The sequence below is a fragment of the Acinetobacter sp. Res13-Abat-PEC15-P4-01 genome, from assembly GCF_015676285.1.
GTDB classification, from domain to species: domain Bacteria; phylum Pseudomonadota; class Gammaproteobacteria; order Pseudomonadales; family Moraxellaceae; genus Acinetobacter; species Acinetobacter nematophilus.
Genome location: NZ_JADAIN010000038.1, coordinates 111284 through 129883, shown reverse-complemented (window position 1 = coordinate 129883; position 18600 = coordinate 111284). Strand labels below are relative to the sequence as shown.

Below are 18600 nucleotides of genomic sequence, written 5' to 3'. Positions count from 1 at the left end.
TAAAATTCACTTCATACTTTTTGAATACTAGAAAATTTTTACCTTGTCTGACTTTAGGTCCGTATCGACCAAAGACTGGTGGGTATTTTTTGCCGCAGGGAGTGCAACAATAAATGTTGTTCCCTCACCTTTTTGAGAGCTGACCGATATCTGCCCATGATTTAAGTCAACAAATCTCTTGCACAACACCAATCCCAAACCAGTACCCTGCTCACCAATGGTACCTTTTATACTGGCTTTGAGTTGTGGTTCAAACACCTGTTCAATCTGTGGCTGAGTCATGCCCAAACCAGTATCATGAATAATGATTTCAATACGGTTTCCCACAGGCTGAGCAGAAATTGTCACTTTGCCTGTACCATCAGTTTGCGTAAATTTCAAAGCATTGGAAACTAAGTTTTGAATAATGGAAGTCACCATATTCATATCTGCAAAAACAGTTAAATCTTCAGCAACATTTTCAATCAATTGAATATTTTTATTCACGGCTAAAGGTTGCAGTATATCGTAAACAATTTTAGTGGTCTGTTTGAGCTTAAAATTAATCGGATGATATACAAAACGACCACCTTCAGACATCGCCCAATTGAGTAAATTTTCAAGTAAAGCATATGTGGACTGCAAGGTATCATGCAGATATTGTGCAATACTATGAATATTGTCTTCGTCCAGGCTTTCTCGCTCATTGGCTAATACATCAGAGAAACCAATCAGGCCATGGAAAGGCGCACGCAAATCATGGGCAATCACCTGAAAAAACTTGGTTTTACTAAAATTGAGAGCACGTTCTTGCTCATAAAGTTCATAATAGTCTTGAGACTCCGACTTGCGCTGCAATATCGTCACCAGGTCATCACTCAACTCTTCTAATAATAGTTTTTGTTTGGCTGTAAAACCCTCATTCTGGTGATCATAAAAATAGACATGCGCGATGGATTCGTTGTCTTGAAGTTTAAAATCATAAGCAATGAGCCGTGTATGCGGAAGACCAATCTCCTTTATATAATCTGAACATTCCTGATAACTTGGATGTGTATTCTCCACGATTAAATCATTTTTAAAATTTGGAAAAAGACTGGGCTTTGGAGAAATATAGGCAGCAACAAAGTCACATTGGGTATTTGCAGCCCATGCATAAGGTTCATTGTGAAAGGTAAAAAAGGCATTTTCGACATTCAGAATAGCACGAACGATTCTCATATAGCGCTCGATTTTATTATCCTGTGTATAAGCCCCTAAAATGAGCGACAATCGACATGCACTGAGTTGCTCAGTTTGATGAGAGTCTAAGAATTCTAGTTTCATGTTTACCTCATTTTCACTTTCAGTTCACACGTTGTTGATTAAACTCACCCATTTCTAATATCAATTTCTTTTTAAATGAATAAAAACTTAATTCGAAAAATAAAAAAATAGCATCAAAGACGTAGATGTACATTTACAAATGTTCACACAAAACACTATAACAGCAATACTTTTAAATAAAACAAAAAAATTTAAAAATCATATTTTTGTAATAAAAGATTGTGCAACAAATCACACTACTTTTTGATTTTATGAACTGCAAGAAACAAAAAACCCAAGCTGTTTGTACTGGCTTGGGTTTTGCTGAATCAACAAGGATTCTATATTCTGGTCCCGAGGGTCGGACTCGAACCGACACGTCATCGCTGACAGTGGATTTTGAGTCCACCGCGTCTACCAATTTCACCACCTCGGGAGAGGTTGTGTGCGTATAATAGCGCGTTTCATTTTCTTGTCAACGACAAGTTTTCACATTTGTCTAAATTTAACGCACATCTGGTTTTTTTGGATTATAAATCACCAATTTCAGCCTTTAATTTGAAAAAAGACTATACTAGGCGCAGTTTTTAAATCTCAAATGCCAGTTTTTCTTTCCCATGATGCAACTCTCCGATTTCAGTTTCGAACTTCCAGATGAACTTATCGCACGCTACCCGCTTGAAACACGTAGCGCTTCCCGCCTTTTACATCTCAATGCAGATGGTTCATATCAAGACCATTGCTTCACCGATATCTTGGATTTATTCGATGAAGGCGACTTGATGGTACTCAATGACACCAAAGTCATGAAAGCACGCCTTAAAGGTAAACGAGCATCAGGTGGCGCAATTGAAGTCTTGGTAGAACGCATTTTTGACCAGACCATTGCGCATTGCCACATCAAAGCGAGTAATTCACCTAAAGCGGGGGCAGAACTCTTCATTGGCGTAGATGGCGTCAAAGCCACTGTTCAGGGCCGTCATGAAAACTTATTTATCGTCGAGTTTTCTCAGCCAATTTTGCAGGTTCTGGATCTATATGGGCAACTCCCTATTCCTCCTTATTTTAATCGTGAAGCAGAAGCGATCGATACAGAACGCTATCAAACCGTATTTAATGATCCGACAAAGTTAGCAAGTGTCGCAGCACCCACTGCAAGCTTGCACTTTGATCAGGACTTATTACAAAAATTAGAACAAAAAGGCATTAAAAAAGCTTTTGTGACTTTGCATGTCGGCGCAGGCACTTTTTTACCTGTGCGTACAGATGATATTGAAAATCACATCATGCACAGTGAATGGTGTGATGTACCAGAAGCAACAGCAAAACTCATTCAAGAAACCAAAGCACGTGGGAATAAAGTTATTGCAGTCGGTACCACAGCAACACGAGCATTGGAAAGTGCTGCACAAGCTTCTGGAGGAAAAATTGCTGCATGGACAGGAGATACCCAAATCTTTATCTATCCCGGCTATCAGTTTTGTGTGGTTGATCGTTTGATCACGAATTTCCACTTGCCTGAATCGACATTGTTAATGCTGGTTGCTGCATTGTCCAATCGAGACAATATTTTAAATGCTTATAGACATGCAGTTGAGCAAAAATATCGTTTCTTTAGTTATGGCGATGCCATGCTCATTGAGAATGCAATGACTGGACAAATAATAGCTGAATAGCTTTACACCATCATTCACAGCACGATCTGCAAAGTGTTCGAAAATGGATACTTTGCATTTAAAATCATTTTTTCGTTACAATTAGACTTCTGAAAGCTCCTCACAATAATGAATAAAGATGAATGATTTACTGACAAAAATTCAAAATGCGTTTAGTCAACAACATGTCAATAATGGTAAAACCCAAAGTAATATTGATTCAATCAATCAGTTATTAGCATCGACTGAAAATTTTGATCACTTGATCGAAAAGTTAAAGCATTGGCAAGATGACCCCAGCCTGTCTATTCAAAATTATACATTTTGGCTTTTTATCTGTATGGGAATTAGCTGTGTCATCCTAGCTTTTTTTAGCCATTCAGTTCTATTTCTATTTGCGATCGCAAGTATTGCCTTTGCGTTTTATAAACGCACTTCCACCCAACCCCTCAATCAACTCATAGATTATATCCAGCAAAAAAATTTAGAAGCCAAATATCAAATTCGCTTCTTTCCAAATGAAACGGATAACAGAATTATCTCCCCTTATGATTTTCCATTATTTGGCTTAGGAGACTACGAAAATTCAATTCGCAATACCATTTACGGTACTTGGCAAATTGACGCTTTCATCTATCCCTATATGCTGTTTAATTATCATTATGTTGATGAAGTTGAAACACGTGATTCGGAAGGAAAAACAAAAACCGAATATCGTCATTATGATTTATGGGGGATCATCGTCGAGAATTTTCCAACACAGGGCATCAGTATTTCATCCAAACAAAACCGCGCTTGCCGGCTCGGAACAAAATGGTCCAGTGGCGATATCCGCTTTGACAATCAATATCAACTCAGCGGAACTAACGAAATGCGCTTGGCTAAATTTTTCAGTCCCAATCATGTACTGGTGCTTGATCAGGCAATGTCCCGTTTCAAAGGTGATTTTTACGTTCATCCACAACACCCTGCACTGTGTTGGTTATTTAAGATTGACATCACCAAACCACACCTGCCAGTGGGGCAGGTCCAGACTGTACATGACCTCGCCGCACAATTGGAAAGCATGAGCATGCCTGATTATGAGCAACTTAAACAATCGCTCTTAACAATACTGCAAGAAGTTCAACCGAACACACCAGTAAATAAGTTTTAAAAATAAATAAGTTAATTGGTAATTAGTGTGATTTATCCGATAATTATCGATAAAATATTTAAAATTTTAGTTGCTGAAAAGCCAAATCATGATGAGCAGTTATGCCTATAGAAACCGTTGAGCGATTATTGCATTATCGCACTCGAAAAAATCAGCATGTGATGCGTAACATAGCTCGACTGTGGGATATTGGGCAACAGGCTCAATCTGCCCAAGATATTTTGGATGGTCTACATCCGTGGGGAGAAAGCAAAGATCTATTTTTTTATAATGTCATTCCTCGATTTCTGTTTATTGTGGGAATACTGACTGCTGTAATTGGTTGGTTTTTTCATCCATTCATCCCCTACCCACTCGTATTCTTAGCTGGATTGTTATGCTGTTTTGCTGCCTATTTAATTTATGAACCGAGTGATCCAATTGATCAAGTCATTGCTTTTCTTGAACAGAAGATCATGCTGCTGAGATATGACTTACATTTCAATAAAACTCCCAGTCATATCTCAACCACAACCAATACCTTATTGGTGATGAGCAGATTGAAACAAACCTTTCCATTTTTTGCCCAAGGCAATGTCTCAAATGAAATCGAGCAATTCGCCTCTACCCTATGGTTTGATGGAGAAAAAGAACATCATGTGATGCTATTTCACTATCATTATATTGATGAATTTTCACTCCCGAATAGCCAAGGTGAAAAACAGAAAATCAGAGAGATTCACAAAGACCAATGGGGTGCCTTTATTTTTCAAATGCCTGCATTGGGATTTGCTGCCAGTAATAAACATCATGAATTCGCACCGCCCTATACACAACGCTGGAAAACTGCGGATATTTTGGTGAACCAAAACTTACATATCTTCGGCTATAATCAACATCAATTGGCGCGAATCATTAGTCCCAGTATCACCTTAAAATTAAGTGATTTTTTTCAACAATATTCCGGTGATATTGTTTATCATTTTGAGGAAAATATGTTGTGCTACATGGGTGATCAAAACTTATTTCGAATTGCTCGAAAAAAGCAAAGTCCTCAGGACATCTCGGCACTGCGTGGACATTTAAGAACATTAACCATGCCTGAATATGAAAAATTCAAACAGAGCATGCTAAACTTGATTTCATAAATCATAAGGAATAATCAGAATGGGTTTAATCATCTTTATTGGGATTTTTGTCGCAATTGTTGTTTGGGGCATACTGGTCAGAAATAATATCGTGCGTTATTTCAATGCCACCCAACGCGCATGGGCTGAAGTGGCTAATTTTGAGCGTCAAAAAGTCAAAACACTTGAAACGCTTGAACAGACATTGGCGCAATATACTCAGTTTGAAAAATCGACCTTAGAAAAAGTGACTGAACTGCGTCAGCAAATTTTAAATTTGAACCTCAACAATACAGATGTTTCACAATTGCAACATGTTGAAAAACTCAATCAGGACTTAATGAAAAGTTTAAATGTGGTGGTAGAAAACTATCCTGAACTGAAAGCAGATACCTTATATGCAAAAATGATGGATGATATTCAAGAGCAAAATGAAAATGTCGGGGCAGCAATTACAATCTTCAACCGTAATGTTGAGGAGTTTAATAACACCATCGAAATTTTCCCGAATAATATGATTAATACCATTACTTTAGCCAAGAAAACTATTCGTCCGTTTTCAGATAATGTGGTGACTCAAAATTTTGATTACAAACCCAACTTCAATTAATCATCATTACCATTGTCTCAAATATTTTTCATGCCTTCTTAGATCATTTCCAAGGAGGTTTTTTTGATTTGTTCCTTGAATTCCATCTTTAGCTTTACATCTAGCCACCCCAGATTATTCATACCAGTGATTTGATTTCATTCATTGATACCCAGTCAACGCTATATTTTTATACACATCATGTATTTTGTACTTTGGTATCATCACTGGTTTTTATCATAAGGCAACATCAAGGCAACCTTGTTGGGCAGAATTATGAGCAAAAACACAGAACTGCCTTGTTTGCATTACAAGCATGCTGTTCGACAGGCAATGGGTTAAGCAAAATGCGGATTCGTCTACGCCAATTTATTTCAAGCCTAGATGGCAAAGCGTGGCAGTAAAAGCCTTCTATCATTCAACAATAAATTCATCGCATTGATTTTATTGATCAATAGAAATTATATTTTAATGTATGGATTTTTATAGATGTTGAGTATAAATCTACCTTAAAACCTATAGATAAATCATGATTTGCAAATCACGATCCTCATCGAAGATTATAAATATGGATAGGCTTAAGATAAAAATGACATTCTGTTAAATTTCTGATAATTTTCAAACCGCTAAAAAAAATGACTATTTTTAGAACAAAACGATCAACTTATAAAAAACAATCTTAAGATTGGAGCTATACAATGTTAAAAAAACTATTGATGATGTTATGCCTATGCCTTATGTGGCAGATTCCTGCTCAAGCAAAAGGACTGTTGGTTTTCAATACCGGTGATGAAATGTTTAAAGTGGGAGCTTTTCCACAAGAACTCATCAGCCAATATGAAGACCTCAAGAACTTAAATGTGGGCTACAAATGTAGTCACTTTGGAATTTTATGGGCAGATGTAAGAACTTGGGATTGCACACTGGTTGGCATGGCCGATGCTGAACCAGATACTTTTTATGAATTACCAGAAGATGTGATTGCATCCTTAAATAAAAATCCTGATTACCAAGAAAACAAAATGCAGCGTAATTTCTGGAATCATTATGGAATTTTCATCTTGGTTCTCGTGATCATTGGTTTAATTGCCATGAGTCGCAAAGCCAAAGATTAATCTGATAGCTGAACTAAAAAAGTGGGCTAAAGTCCACTTCTTTTATAAAAATAAAATAAAAATATCCATGATAAACAAAATACAAACATCATTCGAAAATTTATTTCCCCACCATAAATCAAGTCGCGTCTTAAATTTTTTAACACGATGAAAAATAACATGACTGGTATTCAACCCTAAAATCAGGGAAAATAGCCCCTTTTGCAATTATCAATCAGCGAACTGTTTTTTCGCCAGATTTAGGTCATTTATGAAGTTTGAAAAATTAGGTCAGTCGGGGCGTGCTCGTCGTGGCCGTTTAACTTTGGCGCATGGTGTCGTTGAGACGCCGGTGTTTATGCCTGTCGGAACATATGGTACTGTCAAGGGTATGCTGCCACGTGATATTGAAGATATCCAAGCGCAAATCATATTAGGAAATACCTTTCACCTTTATTTACGTCCTGGATTAGATGTCATTCGTGAACACGGCGGTTTGCATGAGTTTATGAAATGGGGCAAGCCTATTCTGACTGATTCAGGCGGTTTCCAAGTGTTTAGTCTTGGTGCCATGCGTAAAATTAAAGAGGAAGGTGTGACATTCCGCTCTCCGATTGATGGATCAAAAGTCTTTTTATCACCTGAAATTTCAATGGATATTCAGCATGCATTGAACTCAGATATTGTGATGATTTTTGATGAATGTACACCTTATCCTGCAACACATGAAGAAGCGCAAAAGTCATTGCAACTGTCATTGCGCTGGGCAAAACGTTGTAAAACTCAACATCATGATGTGCTCAAAAATAAAAATGCCTTGTTTGGAATCATCCAAGGTGGCATGTATGAAGACCTGCGTGATGAATCTTTAAATGGTTTAAAAGAAATTGATTTTGATGGTTTTGCGATTGGTGGTCTCTCTGTCGGTGAACCAAAAGAAGAAATGATCAAAGTTTTGGATTATCTTCCTGCGAAAATGCCAGAAGACAAACCTCGTTATTTAATGGGTGTAGGAAAACCAGAAGACATTGTCGAAGCGATTCGTCGTGGTGTCGATATGTTTGACTGTGTAATGCCGACACGTAATGCACGAAATGGCCATTATTTTGTTACAGATGGCTTGGTCCGCATTCGTAACAGTCAATATCGCCATGATCAACGTCCATTAGACCCTCACTGTGACTGTTACACCTGTACAAACTTCACTCGTGCTTATTTATTCCATTTAGAAAAATGTGGTGAAATGCTCGGTTCAATGTTGGGTACAATCCATAATTTGCGCTATTACCAACGCTTTACCCAAGATATTCGTGACGCTTTAGATCAAGGCACTTTTGATGAATACGTGACAGATTTTTATCAACGTCGCGGCTTAGAAGTCCCACCTTGTCCTGTGGACTAATGCCCCAATATCAAGCTGAATTGAAGATTAATTCAACAGTATTTGCGCTGAAACCCAAGACAAGGTAAATTGCAGAACAAGTCGATTTAAAAGCCATGCAAATGGCAGAAAATTTTTAACATTAGGAAACTGAAATGAGTTTATTTATTTCTTCTGCTCACGCTGCGGCAGCGCCTGCACAAGGTCCAGGCATGATGGCAAACATTTTGATGATCGTTGTATTTATCGCGATCTTCTATTTTCTCATCTGGCGTCCTCAAGCAAAACGTGCAAAAGAACACCGTACTTTGATTGAGAGCTTAGGTGTGGGCAGTGAAGTTGTATTTGCAGGCGGCTTAATGGGTCGTATCCTGAAAATCGACGGAGACTTTGCAGTGGTTGAACTGAGCAAAGGAAATGAAGTCAAAGTTCAACGTGCAAGCGTTATTTCAGTTCTGCCTGAAGGCACATTAAATAACCTTTAATCATAAAACGGTCGTGCACTTAGCACGACTTTTTCATTTTAAGAAGAAAGCGAATGCGTTACCCTGCATGGAAATATTTATTGATTCTAGTGGTACTAGTAATCAGTACATTATACGCGCTGCCAAGTTTATATCCTGATGAACCTGCTGTTCAAATTTCGGGTGCCAAGGCTGGTACCACGATTGACAAATCAGTGATACAAAAAGCAGAGCAAATTTTAAAAAGTGAAAATATTAGCAGTCATGATAATACTTTCACCAACAATGCTGCCCTCTTACGTTTAAGCACATCAGAAGCCCAGTTAAAGGCAAAAGATGTACTGAGCAAAGGTTTGGGCGAAAACTATACGATTGCCTTAAACCTTGCGCCAACAACACCTGAGTGGCTACAAAAAATTGGTGCCAAGCCAATGAAGCTCGGTTTGGACTTGCGTGGTGGTGTCCATTTCCTACTTGAAGTAGATATGGACAAAGCGATTGCACAACGTATGGAAACATCAGCAACTGATTTACGTCGTGAATTCCGTGACAACAAGATTAATTTCAATAGTCTTGCATTGAATAACAATGTAATTACCATCCAGTTTGCCAATAATGATGACCGTGCAGCGGTTATGGATTTCTTACGTCGCGATGGAAATAAATATAATCAACAAGCTTTAGCTACGGATACGGGTTCTACGCTTAAGTTGACCTATAACGATGCGACCAAGCAAGACATTCAGTCTTATGCATTGAACCAGAACTTAACCACGCTACGAAATCGTATTAACGAATTAGGTGTCGCTGAGGCATTGGTGCAAAGTCAAGGCAGTAACCGTATCGTGGTTGAACTGCCGGGTGTGCAAGATACTGCTGAGGCAAAACGTGTCTTGGGCCGTACTGCAAACTTAGAATTCCGTTTAGTTTCAGACTTAAATGATCAGTATATTGACCGTTTTACAGGTAAATACAATGGGCAACCTTTACCGCCGGGTACTGAAGTTTTTGCTTATGAATCGCTAGACAGTGGTCGTGAGTTGTTATTAAACCGCAACCGTATTTTAACGGGTGAACGTGTCCAAAACGCATCGAGTGGCTTTAGTCAGGATACTGGTGGCGCTGAAGTAAATATTACTTTAGACACTGCTGGCGGCAAGTTGATGTCGGATGCAACACGTAACGCGGTGGGTAAACGCATGGCCGTTTTGTTTATTGAAAATAAACAGAAAATTACCTCGGTTCCAGATCCAGTTACAGGTGCAATGACTGAAGTCCGTACGCCATATACAGAATCTGTAGTAATCAATGCTGCGAACATTCAAGCTGTATTAGGTTCATCTTTCCGTATTACAGGTCTGGATTCACCTCAAGAAGCCTCTGAGCTTGCGTTGATGCTTCGTGCAGGTGCTTTGGCTGCCCCAATGTACTTTGTCGAAGAACGTGTGGTTGGTCCTAGCTTAGGTCAAGAAAATATCGATAAAGGTGTACTTTCTACACAAGTTGGTTTCATCCTGGTTGCGCTTTGGATGATCGTATTCTTCCGTTTATTTGGCTTAATTGCTGATATTGCCCTGGTGATTAACCTGGCAATGCTTCTGACCGTCATGTCCTGGATTGGTGCTTCGTTGACCTTGCCCGGAATTGCGGGGATCGTGATCACAATTGGTATGGCGGTAGATGCCAACGTACTCATCTGTGAGCGAATACGAGAAGAAATGCGCTGGGGAGCCTCCCCCAAACAGGCTATTATTGCGGGTTATGATCGAGCCTATAACACTATTCTCGACTCAAACTTAACCACATTCTTGGTTGCATTTATTCTGTTTGCGATTGGTACAGGTCCGATCAAAGGTTTCGCTGTTACACTGATGATTGGTATTATTTGCTCAATGTTTACTGCAATTACAGTCACTCGTGCAATTGTCCAACTCGTATACGGCCGTAAACGTAACTTGAATAAGTTGAGCATATAGGAGATCGAAGATGACTGATGTGACTCAACCGAAAAAGAAATATGGCCGCCCTGATGATGAGCATGTAATTAATTTCATGAAGATTGCCAAACCTGCGGCAATCATCTCGATCATTCTTACAATTGCCAGTATCTTCTTTATTGCAACCAAAGGTTTAAATCTAGGTCTAGATTTTACAGGTGGTGTTTCTGCTGAATTGAATTATCAACATGCAGCAAAACCTGCTGACGTGATTGCAAACCTGGACCAAGCCGGCTTTAAAGATGCTGTTGTACAGACTTTAGGTTCAAATAAAGACCTTATTGTTCGTATGCCTGCACAAGATCTGAAAGTCGAAGACTTAAGCAACACCATCACCAAAGCCGTTCAATTACCGAACAATGCAGCGGTTGTCCACAAAGTGGACTCTGTGGGTGGTCAAGTGGGTAATGAACTGTATTTGCGTTCTGCGGGTGCAGTTGCACTTGCAATGTTGCTGATGCTGATCTATGTCACCATTCGCTTCGAGTTTAAACTTGCAGTTGGTGCTGTCCTTTCATTACTGCATGATGTGATCGTAACGATTGGTATTTTTGCAATGATGCAATGGCCGTTTGACCTGACTGTTTTGGCAGCTATTCTTGCATTAATCGGTTTCTCGTTAAACGATAACATTGTTGTATCTGACCGTATTCGTGAAAACTTCCGCAAGATTCGTGGTGCAACGCCGTTAGAGATCGTCAATATTGCATTGACTGAAACCTTAAAGCGTACCATCCATACCTCAATGACCCTCTTGCTGGTTGTACTTGCAATGATGTTCTTGGGTGGCGATGGTTTACACTGGTTCTCTGTTGCAATGTTTATTGGTGTATTTGTGGGTACTTACTCATCAATCTATATTGGTACTGCATTTGCATTGTGGCGTGGTCTAAACCGACAAGACTTTATTGTACAGGTTAAACCTGAATTTGAAGATGAAGAACATATTCCTCACTAAAATTTAGTTTTTCTTGTGCTAGAAGCCCATCTTAGGATGGGCTTTTTTATGTCTCAATATCAATTAGAATTTGTGCGAATGTTGTTTTTTCATGATTTATCAAACAGAGTAAGCCTCTGTAGGTACAGGGTTAAACGACATACATAGGACTAAACCACATAAAAGTGAAGAGCTTTTTTTACATTATTGTCAGACTAAAAAAATTTAAAATAGCGATTATCGAGCATAGTATTTTTCAGTTGAATAATACTTGGTTTTTTCTTTCCATTTTCCATTAATTAATTGACGCTCTGTAACTTTAACCTGATTTCCACTTGAAGTAAGCTCATCTTCAATAGACTCGCGAACCAGCAATAAACCTTTTCCAGGTACAACTTGATACTCAGAACGAATATGGTAGCAACAGCCACTTTTATTAAAGGTAATGATCCGTTTACGCTTTTTGTCCAGCTCAAACATACCTAAATTTTCTTGAGTGAGCACAGACAGCTCCTGACTCAAAACAAATTGATTCTTGCTCTGATTAAATACATAAATATCATACACAGGACCGCCATAAGAACCATAATTGCCGTTTCTAATCGCAAGGTCTTGTGTTCCATCGAAGTTAAAATCATCAAAAATCAAAGGACTTTGTTCACCATAGAGCTGTATCACATTAACACTCGGTTTAAAATTTTCATCCAAATACATGGTCAGTTCATCAGAATGAAATGCTTGAAATACCGTTTTACTGCCCTTTTTAAATAGTTTTACTTCGGCCTTGGCACCACATTCATCTTTTTCACACGCAATCTCAATCCTGGCATCATAGTGTTTAGAACCATTTTGAATTTCAAAAACTTGTGCGTGCGCTATGGACAAAAAAAGTGCCAGACAAATTCCTGAGCTTTGATGGATTATTTTAAATGGTTGCTTCATCATTTTTATTCAGTCAATTTTTATCAAAATCATAGCATTAAAATGACTGGAATAAAAAACCGCCCGAAGGCGGTTAGGCTCCCTCCCTGATCAAAGGAGGGTTGGGGGGATTTAATCCGCTATTGGCTTAGTGCCCACCACCATTGATTGCTTTGGTCATCTCTTCAACAACTTTCTTGGCATCACCAAAAATCATCATGGTTTTGTCATTGTAGAACAAGTCATTGTCTAGACCCGCATAGCCTGTTGCCATAGAGCGCTTGATAACCATAATGGTACGTGCTTTATGTGCCTCAAGAATCGGCATACCATAAATCGGTGAACTCGGATCATCTTTAGCCGCAGGGTTAACAACGTCATTCGCACCAATCACCAACACCACATCTGTTGCAGGAAAGTCTGAGTTAATCTCATCCATTTCCAAAATATCTTCATATGCAACATCAGCTTCAGCCAACAATACGTTCATATGACCAGGCATACGACCCGCAACTGGATGGATTGCAAAACGAACAGTTACCCCTTGCTCTTTCAATATTTCACACAATTCTTTCACTGCATTTTGTGCACGCCCCTGCGCCATACCGTAACCCGGTACAATCACGACGCTGTCAGCATTTGACATCAAGAAGCCCGCATCATCCGCAGAACCAGAACGGTAGTTACGCTGAACCTGCTCACCTTTGTCCGCAGAAGCAACTGCCGCACCCCCCATCGCACCACCAAACAGGACATTGATGATTGAACGGTTCATTGCTTTACACATGATATAAGACAGAATCGCACCTGATGAACCCACCAGCGAGCCAGCAACAATCAGCATGTTGTTTTCAAGAGTAAAACCAATACCTGCTGCTGCCCATCCAGAGAATGAGTTCAACAGTGAAACCACAACAGGCATATCACCACCACCAACTGGTGCAATCCATACCCAACCGAATGCCAGTGCCAATGCAGTCATTGCCCAGAATGCTTGCATATTGCCTGTGCTAAAGAAGTACACTCCACATGCCAGCATGGCAAGGAAAATGATCGCTTGAACTGGTTTAACCCAAGCACCTGAAATGGTTTTTGCCCATTTCTTTGCAGCTAACTTACCATAAGCAAACACAGATGCAGTAAAGGTAATCGCACCAACAAAGCAACCTACAAACAATTCAAATAAATGAACCTTGCTCATATGGGCATGCTGTACGCCTGCGGCAGTTAAAGCAGATTCATGCTGCGTGAATAAAACTGTCAATTGGTTGTTATGTAAAATCGCAGCAATCGCAATCAATACCGCAGCCAAACCCACCAGTGAATGCATCAATGCTACAGTTTCAGGCATTTGCGTCATTGGAACAGTACGAGCACGTGCAATACCCACGATAGCGCCCAACACCATTGCTCCACCAATCATCCAAACTACAGGATGATCTGCAACAAAGAAGGTGGTGATCACGGCAATCGCCATAGCAATCATACCGTAACGGTTACCTGCAATCGCAGTTTTAGGACCTGAAAGACCACGTAGAGTCAAAATAAAAAGGACCGCACCAACAAGGTAGAACCAATCCGCATACTCTCGAATAAATTCCATAGATTAGCCCTCTTTTTTCTTTTGCTTTGGCTTAAACATTTCAAGCATGCGTGCAGTCACTGCGAAACCGCCAAAAATATTAATACTTGCCAAGAACACTGCAATTGCACCAAGCACACTGACAACATTCACAGACTGAAATTGTACGTTTGCTTCAACAACACCCGGAATTCCCACAGTTTGCAGCATTGCACCGACAATAATAATCGAGGACAATGCATTGGTTACCGCCATTAACGGAGTATGTAATGCAGGTGTAACCCCCCAAACCACATAGTAACCAACAAAAATGGCCAAGACGAAAATAGTAATAGTTTCAACCATGATGACTCTCCTTAACCACGCTTCAGCAGTACTTGACCGCCATGAGTTACTAGAAGTGCTTTTTGAATTTCGTCTTCCTGATTGATCGCAAAATTTTTCTCTTTATCAAACAGGGTTTCAACAAAATTAAATACGTTACGTGCATACAAAGCTGAAGCTTCTGTTGAAACTGTAGAAGGAATATTTGGAATGCCCAAAATGGTCACACCATTATCCGTGACAACATTTTCACCATTTTTGGAGCCTTCAACGTTTCCACCCGTTTCCACTGCCATGTCCAGAATGATTGAACCTGGTTTCATTTTGGCAACGGTTTCAGCCTTAATTAAACGTGGAGCATCACGACCTGGCAGCAACGCAGTTGTAATCACGATGTCTGCATTTGATACCGCTTTATCTACGATGACAGCTTGATCTTGAATATATTGCTCACCCGGCATCCAGCCATAACCATTTTTAGCAGCATCGGCAGCCTTTTGCTTCTCTTCGTCAGACATCGGAACATCCAGCCACTTGCCGCCCAACGATTCAACTTGATCACGCGCAGTTGGTCGTAGATCTGTGGCTTCAACCACAGCGCCCAAACGTTTTGCTGTTGCAATTGCTTGAAGACCTGCAACCCCAACCCCCATAATGACGACACGTGCTGGTTTAACTGTACCAGCAGCAGTCATGAGCATAGGGAACATTCGTTGATATTCCGCAGCGGCAAGAAGCACTGACTTATAACCTGCAAGGTTGGCTTGAGAGGACAATACATCCATATTCTGCGCACGTGAAAGTGTACGAGGCAAAAGCTCTAACGCAAATGCAGACACTTGTTGTGACGCAAATTGGTCAAGTTCAGTATTGCGATACGGGTCAAACATTGCGACAACGGTTGTACCCGCAGCAAGTTTTTGAATTTCGTCTCCTTGCGGTGAGCGAACTTTCAGAATCATTTGACTGCCCGTATAGGCATCATCCGTGATCTTGGCGCCCACTTGTTCATAAGCACTGTCAATATATGCAGCTTTTTTACCGGCTCCACGTTCAATGACAATGCTATGACCAGCACCAATCAACTTTTTTACTGTCTCTGGCGTTGCAGCTACACGGTTTTCACCGACGACAGTTTCTTTTGGGATTCCAATCTGCATGAGCGTTCCTCAAGCTAATTTTTCTTTAAGTCAACATCGTCGATAAACGATGCTTCCCCCAGATGCGTTTGTTATGAATTTTTGGATTCTAATTGAACTTTTTTAAAATACCACCCAATATTTATTTAATAAATACCCATATTTTGAACTGATGATTCATAAATATCATTACAAGATATACCTACTATTCAATTTATTGTATTTTTCCTGTAATACTCAGCGTGCATTTTTGGTCCTCGATTGACTCCTGTTCGTATAATTGATGTTTTTTCCACCACTTCCTTGCTTTTTTTCAGCGAAACCCACTGTAATGGATTGGCATTTATGGCATTTTTTTCCCTATTTCCAGCATTTAATTTGCCGCTCAAATACACTATAAAACAATAGATTTAAGCTAGATTTCATTCCCAGTATTGGCATTTCTGACAATTTATAACTGTTTCAATCCAGCTTGAATTGGCTTTTTATGACATTTTTTTAGTCAATAATGTAAGTCTATTTTCATTCCATTTTTTAATTTCATTAATAAAAAAAAGTACTTGGAATAAATGATCTCATTAACCTAACTCTCAACCAAAACCACTTACAAAAATTTTTACTGTTTTTCGATTTGCCATTTTGTCAATTAATAGTACTGAATAGCATTCAAATGAACTGTATATAAATTGCACCACTTTTGTGCAAAAAACAATATCCCCTCCTCAAGTGCATTAAAACTAATTACTCTGCGTTGATTTTGATCAATTTTTCTATTTAATCCATGCCGATCGCCCAGTAAAAAATTGCACAGCGCATTATCTCCCTGCCGTATATTCCTTTTATTATGCTGATTGATTGCTTTTTTGCATTTCACCTGATGAAAAACAGCATTTATACTGCTTGTTCAAACATACATGTCGAATGACGACATCGTTAATGCAGTCAAATTCATGAAACTTTCTATCTCCAGCACACAGCTTGGTTCAATATTTGCTCTGGGTGCAGCGTTCTTGTTTAGTACTAAAGCTATTTTTATTAAACAAGCCTATGCCTTATCTCCATTAGTAGATAGCACAGTCCTTATGGCTCTACGAATGGCTAGTGCATTGCCCTTCTTTCTTCTATTATGTTGGTTCAATCGCCACCATAACAGAAACATCACCAACAAAGACTGGCTATTGTTAATGGCTGCCGGTCTGATGGGATATTATTTTTCCAGCTGGTTAGATTTCGCAGGCTTAATGTATATCAGCGCCTCACTTGAACGAATTATTTTATTCCTCTATCCAACACTCACTGTAATTGCCACAAGTTTTATTTATAAACAGAAGTTAAATTTTAGAACCATCATCGCAATTGCTCTAAGTTATGGTGGAACAGTCATTGTGATGTTACAGGAACAGAGCACGGTTCCACATGAAGGTGATTTCTGGTTAGGCGTGAGTTTAGTCTTTGCCAGTGCTGTATCCTTTGCCACCTATTTATTGATGACACCACGCTTGATCCAAAAATTCGGCTCATGGAATTACACAGGTTTGGCTTTGAGCATCGCCTGTTTTGGTACTTTAACTCATTTTGCTGTTGCGACCCCCCAGCCCATACAACTGCTTAAGCAATTGCCTATATCCGTGATTTGGTATGGTATTGCACTGGGTGTATTGGTTACTGTATTACCTACAATTTTAGTGGCTCAAAGTATTTCTCGCTTAGGCGCAGCTCAAGCCGCGATGATTGGTTCAATTGGTCCCATTCTCACCATTATTTTGGCAGTTGCTTTGCTGGGTGAACATATGAATGCGATACAATGGTTTGGTTGCTTGTTGAATATCATCGGTGTCATGATGATCACCTTGTCTAAAAAGAAACTGACACATTAAGTTTTGCAAAAGTTTGGAAGAAATATGCATTTTAAAATTGTATCGCCAAGTGCGTGCGTAGATATTGAAAATATCCTATTGGCTCAAACCCATTTACAACGCTTAGGTCATCAAGTCAGTTTAGGACCGCATGTTTTTGCACAATACCGTTATTTGGCTGGTACCATTGAGCAGCGTGTGGAAGATTTAAAACAAGCGAGTTTAGATCCCACTGTTGATGCCATTTGGTGTGGTCGTGGTGGCACAGGCGCCGCGATGTTATTGCCCTTTTTAGGTGAATGGATTTTAAATAAGCCGATTATTGGATATTCAGATACGACGGTATTGTTGAATTATGTTGCCATGCATGGTGGTCAAGCTTTACATGCACCTGTATTTCAAGAAATTGCGGTTAAAAACCTCGATAGCTCATCCATATCTTATGATGCATTAAAAACCATCAGCCTATTAACAGCAGATTCAAATAAACAAAATCTCTACGCGCTATCTGCTATAAATAGTTTTACTCAAAATCAAGTGCTTGAGAACCTGCAAGTATTAGGAGGTAATTTAACGGTACTCTGTAGTTTACAAGGAACACCTGATCGTTTGACACTTGATCAACCCAGTACCTTGCTGATCGAAGATGTTGGGGAGCCATATTACCGCATTGAACGCGCTTTCACTCAACTTTTACAAAGTATTGATACATCTCAGCTCAAAGCTGTGATGTTAGGTGATTTTTATCAGTGTCCACAGAAAAACGTCCCTCAGAGCATTACAGAAATTTTGGCAGAACACTTAGAACCGCTCCAGATCCCACTCTACCAATGCAATTGGTTTGGTCATGGTGCAGTCAACCGTCCTTTTTGGATCGGTAAAACAGCAAAAATTGTAGATTCACAACTCATTATTTAACCAATAGCTTATTTAAGTTCAGGACTATTTCAATAGATTGAATATAAAAATAGCCAATCGCTTGCTCAAGATATGTCCCTACGAAATTCTAGTCAGTACTGACTTACTGGAGTTTCATAAGATCATCAAAGCAAAGATAAGCAACCTATAGACTTGTTATATGCTGAACAATACTGCAATTATCTCCCTTTTCTGTT

16 protein-coding genes and 1 tRNA gene are annotated in these 18600 nt (G+C 39.4%); 11 read left to right on the top strand and 6 right to left on the bottom strand.

Features of this window, described 5'->3' with window-relative positions:
• Nucleotides 1-27: 27 nt before the first annotated feature.
• Entirely contained in the window at nucleotides 28-1305 is a 1278-nt protein-coding gene (locus IMO47_RS14725; RefSeq protein ID WP_196076447.1) for a HAMP domain-containing sensor histidine kinase, read from the bottom strand.
• Between the two features lie 328 nt (nucleotides 1306-1633).
• Nucleotides 1634-1720, bottom strand: a tRNA-Leu gene (locus IMO47_RS14720).
• 184 nt (nucleotides 1721-1904) lie between these two features.
• Here IMO47_RS14720 and queA point away from each other — a divergent pair.
• The 9 genes from queA to secF all read left to right on the top strand — a co-directional run bounded on the left by queA (nucleotide 1905) and on the right by secF (nucleotide 11684).
• Entirely contained in the window at nucleotides 1905-2960 is a 1056-nt protein-coding gene (gene queA, locus IMO47_RS14715; RefSeq protein WP_196076464.1) for a tRNA preQ1(34) S-adenosylmethionine ribosyltransferase-isomerase QueA, read from the top strand.
• Nucleotides 2961-3078: 118 nt separating this feature from the next.
• Nucleotides 3079-4095 carry a hypothetical protein gene (locus IMO47_RS14710; RefSeq protein WP_196076448.1) on the top strand — a complete coding sequence of 339 codons (1017 nt, stop codon included), beginning with the start codon at nucleotides 3079-3081 and terminating at the stop codon, nucleotides 4093-4095.
• Nucleotides 4096-4196: 101 nt separating this feature from the next.
• Nucleotides 4197-5222, top strand: coding sequence for a hypothetical protein (locus IMO47_RS14705; RefSeq protein WP_196076449.1), 1026 nt, complete (start codon nucleotides 4197-4199; stop codon nucleotides 5220-5222).
• A gap of 19 nt (nucleotides 5223-5241) precedes the next feature.
• The gene (locus IMO47_RS14700) at nucleotides 5242-5811 is read left to right on the top strand and encodes a LemA family protein (RefSeq protein ID WP_196076450.1); all 570 of its coding nucleotides are present in this window, start codon (nucleotides 5242-5244) and stop codon (nucleotides 5809-5811) included.
• Between the two features lie 677 nt (nucleotides 5812-6488).
• Nucleotides 6489-6905 carry a hypothetical protein gene (locus tag IMO47_RS14695; RefSeq protein WP_196076451.1) on the top strand — a complete coding sequence of 139 codons (417 nt, stop codon included), beginning with the start codon at nucleotides 6489-6491 and terminating at the stop codon, nucleotides 6903-6905.
• Nucleotides 6906-7155: 250 nt separating this feature from the next.
• Nucleotides 7156-8286: a tRNA guanosine(34) transglycosylase Tgt gene (tgt, locus tag IMO47_RS14690; protein ID WP_196076452.1), complete on the top strand. Its 1131-nt coding sequence runs from the start codon at nucleotides 7156-7158 to the stop codon at nucleotides 8284-8286.
• Between the two features lie 134 nt (nucleotides 8287-8420).
• Complete coding sequence (gene yajC / locus IMO47_RS14685) at nucleotides 8421-8750, top strand: preprotein translocase subunit YajC (protein ID WP_196076453.1); 330 nt, start codon at nucleotides 8421-8423, stop codon at nucleotides 8748-8750.
• Nucleotides 8751-8803: 53 nt separating this feature from the next.
• Nucleotides 8804-10705: a protein translocase subunit SecD gene (gene secD, locus IMO47_RS14680; protein ID WP_004827743.1), complete on the top strand. Its 1902-nt coding sequence runs from the start codon at nucleotides 8804-8806 to the stop codon at nucleotides 10703-10705.
• Nucleotides 10706-10715: 10 nt separating this feature from the next.
• Nucleotides 10716-11684 (top strand): protein translocase subunit SecF, encoded by a 969-nt coding sequence (gene secF, locus IMO47_RS14675; protein ID WP_004827740.1) that lies wholly within the window; start codon nucleotides 10716-10718, stop codon nucleotides 11682-11684.
• 216 nt (nucleotides 11685-11900) lie between these two features.
• Here secF and IMO47_RS14670 read toward each other — a convergent pair whose 3' ends face one another.
• From IMO47_RS14670 to IMO47_RS14655, 4 genes are all read right to left on the bottom strand, one after another.
• Nucleotides 11901-12608: an FG-GAP repeat protein gene (locus IMO47_RS14670; RefSeq protein ID WP_196076454.1), complete on the bottom strand. Its 708-nt coding sequence runs from the start codon at nucleotides 12606-12608 to the stop codon at nucleotides 11901-11903.
• Nucleotides 12609-12732: 124 nt separating this feature from the next.
• Complete coding sequence (locus IMO47_RS14665) at nucleotides 12733-14187, bottom strand: NAD(P)(+) transhydrogenase (Re/Si-specific) subunit beta (RefSeq protein ID WP_196076455.1); 1455 nt, start codon at nucleotides 14185-14187, stop codon at nucleotides 12733-12735.
• 3 nt (nucleotides 14188-14190) lie between these two features.
• Nucleotides 14191-14511, bottom strand: a complete 321-nt coding sequence (locus IMO47_RS14660; protein ID WP_196076456.1) for a proton-translocating transhydrogenase family protein — start codon at nucleotides 14509-14511, stop codon at nucleotides 14191-14193.
• An 11-nt stretch (nucleotides 14512-14522) separates the two neighbouring features.
• Complete coding sequence (locus IMO47_RS14655) at nucleotides 14523-15650, bottom strand: Re/Si-specific NAD(P)(+) transhydrogenase subunit alpha (RefSeq protein WP_196076457.1); 1128 nt, start codon at nucleotides 15648-15650, stop codon at nucleotides 14523-14525.
• A 929-nt stretch (nucleotides 15651-16579) separates the two neighbouring features.
• Here IMO47_RS14655 and IMO47_RS14650 point away from each other — a divergent pair.
• Entirely contained in the window at nucleotides 16580-17506 is a 927-nt protein-coding gene (locus tag IMO47_RS14650; protein ID WP_196076458.1) for a DMT family transporter, read from the top strand.
• A gap of 24 nt (nucleotides 17507-17530) precedes the next feature.
• Entirely contained in the window at nucleotides 17531-18403 is an 873-nt protein-coding gene (locus IMO47_RS14645) for an LD-carboxypeptidase (RefSeq protein ID WP_196076459.1), read from the top strand.
• Nucleotides 18404-18600: the final 197 nt, after the last annotated feature.